We start from the raw sequence: 8,731 nt of genomic DNA on the forward strand, positions 1-8,731 counted from the left end.
GGGCGCCGATCAGTAGGCCGAGTATGAACGAACCACCAACTGCGTTGGTGGGATTATCGGCACTCCGCTAGTCCGCGGTCCGGCAATCTGCCAGGACTTCACCGCTCACGCGATTACTCCCGTCTCTAGCAGGCTGCTGAAAAGTCGATGACTCACAAGTATTCAGGTGCAATCCCACCAACGCAGTTGGTGGATCGGTTCATACTCAGCCTACACGGGACACTGGGCGGGGATCCCGAATCCCACCAACGCAGTTGGTGGATCGTTCATATCCGACCTGGCTCTGATCAGCCGAAAAGTAATTCCAAGCGGAGAGTTAGGCTGGGTATGAACGATCCACCAACTGCGTTGGTGGGATTCAAAAGCACGCTGCGTTCTTGGTTGTAGGCCACGTATGAACAATCCACCAACTGCGTTGGTGGGATTATCGCCACGCCCCTGGGTGATGCCCTTTTTGGCTTTTTCAGCAGCCTGCTAGGGGTTTCTTCGTTGAGTCATCAACCGTGGCAGCCGCACAACAAACTTCGCAGTGCGGGCGATGCATTCGCCGATTTGAAACGGCCATCGCGGAAGTTCATTGAAAGGTCCGCCTACGTAGACCGTCGCTTCGATCGGGTTCGGCCACCGGTTACGAATATCCTTAAATACACCCAAGGGGTTGCGAAGATAGTCCGCCATTGCGGCTCGGTGTTTCATCACTCCATGATTCATCGTGTTTGGCGCGTCCCATTGTTTCAGAACACTTGGGATCAACCATCTCGGCAGATTCTTGGACCTGCGCTCTACCGGCGTATCGCCCACCCGCGCTTCGAGCAGTTGGTGCGCCAATCCGATAGTGCATGCAACCCAATCACGTCTCCGGCGATCCGTCCCTAAGCAACGCTCCCAATCGAAGTCTGCCGGCCGCGATTCCACTGCCGCAGCTATATCACAAAGCCACAGGGGACGGAACGCGCCGTGCCGCAGGAAATGTATACAAAGCACCCGGAGGTGGTCTTCGGGCGCCAGCACGCGAACATTCACTTCTCCGAGGCTTATCAACTGAGAACGGTCGTACAGGTCGTCTGCACTTCCCCGATCAAGGCTCGAGAATCCGTCGTGAAGATCTACCGCGAATTGATGGTCCGTCCAGTCGTCTAGAGCTACGGTTGCGGTCTGGTATTGAGCCGGGTGAACGCACAGGTCGATATCACCCGAGGGCCGCAGACCTGGTTCCGGATACAAGAGAGCCGCTGCCAGCCCCTTGACTAACACCGGTTCTACGCCCGCCGAACGAAGAAGCGTGAACACCTGCTTGATCTCATGCTGGTGTAGGTCTCCTTGAATCGTCGAGTGGCGATATGCTTGCCGAAGTTCTTGAGCGACTCGAGAATCGAGCGATTCGCAGTGACGCACTCGCCGCCACACCAGTGACGCCGCTCCGGATTCCATCACCATGCGTGTAAGCGCGGGTAGCTCTTCGGCGAGCGTCTGAAGCTCCGGCGGAGAGCTTCGCCAGGCTCCAGCCAGCAGCGCTGCCATTAGTCGACCGCGCTGCCCGGCGAGTTGAGCCAAAGACATAGATCGAACGTCATCCAAAGGTACCTTATCCAATCAGACCAGTATTACGTCTCTGACGATAATAATCCGCTTACTCCCATTGCGGGCAAGTCAGAATGTCCCTTATTGACATCGGTGTGGAGTATCTCCGCTGACGCGTGTGATATTGACTGCCCTTTGTCGCCACGCTTGATGTTACAGCGGCCAGCCTCGTCGCGACGATACTCAACGCTGCGCATCGCAGCATGGTGTTTGATTCCTTTAGTTGTGATACTCGACTTACCAACCAGACCATAGACAACCGACGCCCAAAAGTTAGCGGAACATTCTTGCCTCGACACTGCCAAAGAGCTTGCCCCCCCCCAAACAATGCCGTGACGTCCGATTCGAAGCCGAGAACGTCGAAGATAAGGGCTGCTTTTGCACTTTGTGTGGAATATCTCTGTTCAATTGTGTAATTTTGAAACCTTTTTTCATATGTTATCTTACAGTTGTGCCCGCGAGCCGCCGGCCAATTATGTCGCCCCGCGATTACTTTTCTTACTGTATTCTGAATATATTACCCCCATATAGTCAATGGGGCATAGGATACAAAGGCGGCGCGCGACGGCGGAACGCCGATTGCCTCTGTTTGATAGCCGAAGCGAGGCAGTGTAAGACCTGCCACTAAAGAGTAAGGCCCCTGTACCGAAAGTCACGTTTTAACCAAACAACTGTGAAAAGGAGAGTGTATGTCTACTGGCAAGAAAATATTCGTGTGTCTCCGCTTATGCGTGATCCTTGTAGTGCTATTAACGAACACGATAACGGCACCTGCGCAAAAAAAAGGCTCTGTCAACAATGTTAAATCAAAAATCGTTGATGCTTATAAACAATACTTCGGTCTTGATGTTCCCTCGCCGGCCTATGTGGGAAGCCGAAGTGACGACATGGGGCGCTACTGGACCAGCACGGCATACAGAGATTCGTTGAGGTATCGACTTTATCTCCTAGCAGACGGAACGGTCTTGCCATTCGCCGGCGAGGCGAAAAGGCCTTACGGAACCTACCGGGTAGCGGTTGTAGCCATAGACTACGGGAACACCAATATTGCAACCTTGTTGAGTACTCTATGGACAGAAGTACAGCAAGAGATGAATAACAACTACTTTCAATATGCCTCAGCGTGCGGTAACGATAAGGCGATGGTTCAATTCATCAACACAAACTTCTTGGCTTCTAGTACGGAGATAGCAAGCCCCCGAAATACCGAGGAGATTATTTCTTATGTTCTGAATCAAGGTCATAAAAGAGAGGACTTTGATATTTATGTGGCGCTGGATCTAAACCCCCAGAGTCCTGCCGGGGGATTTGCAAACTACGGGGGAAATTTTGCATACATAGGCTATTATTTTGCCAAAAGAGATTTTGCGGACTTAGGTCAACTAGCTTCATATGATAAGTCGGAGCTGTTTTGGATAGGAAAGGCGCTTTACGACCATGAGATTGGTCATATTTTTGGCTGGGAGCATGAGTGGACAATATCAACTAAAAGCAGATTCTTACCCGATGATCCCATTACAGATCCAGTTTTGTATGGTTGGGCGGATACAGACGGGGATGGCGCCAGTGAAATCTTGAGTTCACTACCATAGAATTAACAAAGGGGCAAAAGTGTCGAAGAAACACGGTGATGTGTTTCTAAAACGGTGATTTCCTTCTGGCGAGCGCCACCTTAAGTTATCGATTGTATTAGAGCAGGTTTAACGTAATCGGGCTTAGTGCGTTTAAGAAACCTGACCGGACTACGTGTACAAATACTTGCTGTTAGTTCGGCTTTAAATCTCTGACTCCAATAATTATATACATACCCGGCTAGCTGGGTTGCCAGTAGTGCAGTTGCCAACTCCGCTGCAGCAGTTGGTAGCGTTCGTACAAGGGAGTCCTCCGCCCGCTGGGATACAGGCACTTGCTTGTGCTTGTGCGGTTGGCGCAAGAATGGAAGTGACCAATGGCAACGCCGCCGCAGCCGACCACCCCAATGTTCTCATTAACTCACGGCGTGACAAGCGGGAGGTCTCGACGAGTGGCGAGCCCTCTCCCAATAGATGTGCCCTATCGAGTTGCTGCAAGGCGAGCAAGACCACATTCTCATCAACCTCAGTCTCTAACTTTTCTCCGAGAAGCCGGGCGATTTCCGTGAGGCTGGTCTGACCATCGCAGCGCTGCCACACAAGAGCCGCCGTCTTATTCAGCGAATGAGCCTTGTGGCGTTTGAGGTCATACACCAGCACTTCGTCTGCTAGCTCGTGTACAAGTAATTCTTCCCGACGTGCGCGCGGCATCGCGTGGTTCATGCTCTCATTCATTGGGAGGTCTCCTCAACGGCTTCAAATCTCAGTCTGCCAAGAGTTTCGAATCGGCTCGTGACTGAGCGCTTTTCGGTATCGAAGATCTTCGTGATCTTCCGGGGGTGCAACTAGTTTGTAAAGCAGACGGCACATCATTGTCAACCAAAAAAGCTATCAGACCCCCGGTAAAGAGAGCTTCATAACGCGTTCAGTCACACCTCGGCACGTCACTCAAGCACCGACGCCCACCTACTTTACCAACGTGGGTAAGCCGCGAGTACCGTGCGCCTCCTCAGGTCAAGCATTATTCAAGGATAGTTCAACCGGTCCGCCGCCAGTACCTCCTGCCTGGTAGTCATTCATCCTTGCGACGGGTGCTAAGTTCGTTGACAGCAAAGCCCTTATACAGTATCTTTTCGCCGAACCGTTAGCGTTAGGCAAAGACGCTTCAGACCAGAGCTACGAACAGGCCGCGAGGTTGATTTTCAAACACCTGGGCTCGTGGCTCCGCTCAGGTTTTGAAGGCTCTTTCTCGCATGAGACTGGCGCACGGAGACAGAGTCGCACCAATCCCCCGATAAACGATCTGATCGGTGTGCGTCGCTTGCACTGGTTTCGAAGTATTGCTCTTTTTGTGATTGCCAGGCGCTCGCCGAAAGATTCGGACAGTGCGCCTGGCCGAACAATTGAATCGCCACGCAAGTGGCTTCCCCGCGGGGCTCAAAAACTCGAGGGCGTAGCTTGCTCCCGAGAATTGCAAATTGCAAATTGCAAATTGCAGATTTCGAATTGCGAATCGCGGAGTCACTCACGAACGAAAATGAGTACGAAGTCCGATTCAATCCGCAATCCGCAATCCGCAATCCGCAATGCCGTTGACAGGTCGATCGCCATCGGTTTGATGGTCACGGTGGTCTTTACTTCGCTCGCGCTCGGCACCGTAGAAGCCTGGTCGGTTGCGATCTTTGAACTGATCGTCCTGGTTCTGGTGTTGCTATGGGCTGCGAAGGCGGTCCTCGACAAAAAACTCGAGATTAGAATTCCATCGCCCGCCCTGCCCCTCGGCGCGTTTGTGTTGCTCGGCTTGGCGCAGAGCATTGCGATTACCGGGAGCGGAGGCCAGACCAGCAGCTTGTCGAAGGATGTCGAAGCGACCCGCGGCGCGGTAGCGGTGATCTTCTTTCTCTTCATTTGTTTTTTGATCGCCGCGAATTTTTTTACCAGTCCCGAGCGGCTGCGCACGCTGGCAAACTTCTTGATCATCTTCGGGCTGGCACTTGCGGTGTTCGCGCTGATTCAACACTTCACCTGGGAAGGGAAACTTTTCTGGGTGCGGCCCACGGCCGCGATTGGAGCCGGCACCGGCGGGCCGTTCGTGAATCGCAATCATTTTGCCGGATACATGGAGATGTTGATCCCGATACCGCTCGCGCTTGCGTTGTCCCGGCGCGCGCAACTCGAATCGCGGCTGTTCTACGGCTTTGCGGCGGCGATCATGGGCCTCGCCGAAGCCGCCTCCCTATCACGCGGCGGCATGATCAGCCTAGTGGCCGGAGTGTTCTTCATCGCCCTGATGACGCTGCGACGCAAACACCGGGCGTCAGAAGACGGCCGAAGGTCTTCGCTCATACTTAATCCCGCGACGGTGATCGTCATGATTGTCGGGGCGATCATCATCGGCGTCGTATGGATCGGCGCGGACTCTGACATCCTGAGACGCATGATCGGCGATCCCCTGACGAGCAACGCCGCGATGGACCGGCAGGGGATCTGGGCTGACACTCTCCGGATGTTTCGCGCTAACCCGATACTTGGCGTAGGACTCGGAGCATTTGAAACGGTCTATCCAATCTATGGGCGAGGCGATGGCTCGCTTCTGGTTCAGTTCGCGCACAACGATTATCTGCAAGTGTTATCCGACGGCGGCGTGGTAGCCGGGGCAATCGCGGTGTGGTTCATCGTTGCAGTCGCGCGGACTGTGGCGGAGGCCATGAAATCGTCCGCCCCGCTGCTGAGAGCCCTCGGCCTGGGAACCGCAGCCGGCATCTTCGCGCTCCTGGTGCACAGTCTGTTTGATTTCAATCTGCAGATACCATCCAATGCTTTGTTGTTTTTGATTCTTTCCGCCATCGCGTCCTCGGCGGCCGCAGCGGTTGGCCCCGGCGGAATAGAACGCAGTCCCCGCGGGATGACGGATGACGGACGACCGAATGACCGAATGACCGACGACCGACGAGCGACGACCGTCACCGGTCGCCTGTCGTCCGTCATTCTTGGTATGATGGCCGGGAACGGGAGGAGCAATAATGGCAGGCGATAGAGTCGAAATCGAAAAGGTTGAGCCTCTCGATGAAGCTGCGCTTGTGCGGCCGCATTATCCGGCCGCGCCGGGCTACCCGGAGATGCCCGCTTACGGCTATGGGTACGGCTACGGCGACGAGGAAGAGGGGCTGCATCTGCGCGAGCTCTGGCGCACGATTCGAAAGCGGAAATGGCTGATCGCCATCATCGCGGTCATCATCACCACTCTGGTAACCATCGAAGCTTACAGTACGAAATCAACCTACCGCGCATCGGCGTTCATAGAGCTCGGTAAGGACTCGCCTGCCGTCAGGTCAGCGACCAACGGGGTCGTCATCCAGACTGACGATGCGGACATTTATTACCCCCAGCTTGCCATCAATACTCACCTGTTTCGTCTGATGAGCGAGCCTCTTCTAGAGGACGTCGTCGCCGATCTCAAGCTCGATCAGAACCCGAAGTTCGCCGAGTCGTCGAGGCGATCCTTCCTGGAAGCGGTGCAGGCGATTCTGAACAGAGCTACTTTTAAGAATCAGGAGGGAGACCCCCCGGCCAAAGTCGGGGCGTTGACCCCGGACGCCGACATTTCGCTGGCCCGCCCTAAAGAAGAGAGCGCGCGGCTCGCCCCCTACGTCTCGATGATTCAGGGTGGTTTGCAGGCTGAGCAGGTCAAAGAAACGCGAACGCTCAAGGTGACTTTCACTCACACCGACCCGGTGCTTGCGGCTGCCGTGGCGAACGGCGTGGCGCAGGACTTCATCAACAAGACCTTCGAGGGCAAAACCGAGAAGTTCACCAGCGCTTCGAAGTGGCTGGACACCACGACTCGCGAGCTCAAGGCCAAGGTCGAGAGCGCCGAACAAGACCTGGCCGACTATTCAAAAACACACAATATCTTTTCGACTGAAGGCAAGGGCGAGACGCTGACTACCGACAAGCTGTCGCGCCTGCACGAGCAAGCCACTCGCTCGGAGACCGAACGCATACTGAAGCAGTCGGTGTACGAAGAAGTGAAGGCGGGCCGAGTGGCCGAATTGCCGGCGGCGTTCTCTGATCCCAAGCTCATTGCCCTTCAAAACAAGCTGGACGAGTTACTGGCAACCGGTGAGAAGCTGGACCTGAAATACGGACCGGACTACCCGCAGGTCATCGAGACCCGGCTTCAGATCAAGACTACCAGGGCGCAGCTTGAATCGAGTCGAAAGGCGCTTGAAGGCAAGCTAAAGGCGGAATACGAACTGGCGCTGCGCGATGAGAGGTCATTGAAGATCGCGCTCGGGCACGCGAAAGGCGAGGCTGTTCAGCAGAACCAGGACGCAATTCAATACAACATAATCAAGCAGGAAGTTGACACTGCGAAGGGGCTGTACACTGACTTCCTGCAAAAGACCAGTCAGGCAAAAGTCGAAGTCGCGCAGCAACACAACAATATGCGATTGATTCAACCGGCGCGCGCGCCGGGCGGGCCGGTGGGCCCGGCGCGGTTTCGGATGATAATGATCGGATTCTTCCTGAGCCTGGTCGGCGGAGTGGGGCTGGCCTACTTTCTCGAATACCTTGACAACACGATCAAGACGGTCGACGACGTTGGCCGCTACGTGCGGCTCCCCGCCCTCGGAGTGATTCCGGCGATACAAGGGCATATGCCTGCCAAGCTTCGCGCGAGCAGGAATGGCAAGAAGCTGGCCGCCAGTAATGGATCGAACAACCCAGCGCCGGAGTTTCCATATAGCTCCGAAAGTCTGGCGCTGATCGACAATCGCTCAACGGCCGCCGAAGCGTATCGAGTGGTCAGAACTTCGATGTTGCTATCAACTGCCGGCAACCCGCCGAAAACGGTGTTGGTTACCAGCGGGCAGCCAGGAGAAGGCAAGACTACAACGGTGGTTAACACCGCGATCTCGCTCGCGCAGCTCGGGGCGTCGGTGCTGATAATCGACTGCGATCTGCGAAAGCCCGCTGCGCACAAGGTTTTCGGTATCGATCAAACAAAGGGACTGTCGACTTACCTCTCGCGCGAGATGGAGGTCGATAGCCTGATACACAAACTACAGATACCCAATCTATCACTGCTCCCTTGCGGCCCGATTCCTCCCAACCCGGCTGAGCTGATCAGCTCCGAGAGGATGAAGAATCTGCTGCTGTTGCTTGCCGAACGCTACGATCACATACTGATCGACTCGCCGCCGCTGATACACGTAACCGACCCGGTGATCCTGTCCAGCCTGGTCGATGGCGTCATCCTGGTAGTGCACGGCGGAAAGAGCTCCCGCAGCGTTGTGCAACGCGCCCGTCAGGAGTTGTCGAGCGTCGGGGCGAAAGTTTTCGGCGTCGTGCTCAACAACGTTGACATGCGTCGCGAAGGCTACGACGAGTATTACTATCAGCGCTATTACTCCAACTACGGAGAGAAGGATGACGGACGGATGACGGATGACGGATGACGGATGATGGATGACGGATGACGAACGGATGACGGATGACGGATGACGGATGACCGATGACGGATGACGGATGACCGATGACGGATGACCGATGACGGATGACCGATGACGGATGAC

The 8,731-nt window shown here is 55.1% G+C and carries 4 protein-coding genes; 3 read left to right on the forward strand and 1 reads right to left on the reverse strand.

Features of this window, described 5'->3' with window-relative positions; all coding sequences use genetic code 11:
* Nucleotides 1–474: 474 nt before the first annotated feature.
* On the reverse strand, nt 475–1,560 hold the full coding sequence (locus AABO57_05645; GenBank protein MEK6285205.1) for a nucleotidyltransferase family protein: 1,086 nt from the start codon (nt 1,558–1,560) through the stop codon (nt 475–477).
* Between the two features lie 710 nt (nt 1,561–2,270).
* Here AABO57_05645 and AABO57_05650 point away from each other — a divergent pair.
* The 3 genes from AABO57_05650 to AABO57_05660 all read left to right on the forward strand — a co-directional run bounded on the left by AABO57_05650 (nt 2,271) and on the right by AABO57_05660 (nt 8,614).
* Complete coding sequence (locus tag AABO57_05650) at nt 2,271–3,173, forward strand: hypothetical protein (GenBank protein ID MEK6285206.1); 903 nt, start codon at nt 2,271–2,273, stop codon at nt 3,171–3,173.
* A 1,516-nt stretch (nt 3,174–4,689) separates the two neighbouring features.
* A complete protein-coding gene (locus tag AABO57_05655) occupies nt 4,690–6,189 on the forward strand; it encodes an O-antigen ligase family protein (protein MEK6285207.1) in 1,500 nt (499 codons plus the stop codon).
* Nucleotides 6,176–8,614, forward strand: coding sequence for a polysaccharide biosynthesis tyrosine autokinase (locus AABO57_05660; GenBank protein MEK6285208.1), 2,439 nt, complete (start codon nt 6,176–6,178; stop codon nt 8,612–8,614). The genes AABO57_05655 and AABO57_05660 overlap by 14 nt, the downstream gene beginning before the upstream one ends.
* Nucleotides 8,615–8,731: the final 117 nt, after the last annotated feature.

The organism is Acidobacteriota bacterium (genome assembly GCA_038040445.1).
GTDB lineage: Bacteria > Acidobacteriota > Blastocatellia > UBA7656 > UBA7656 > Onstottus_A > Onstottus_A frigus.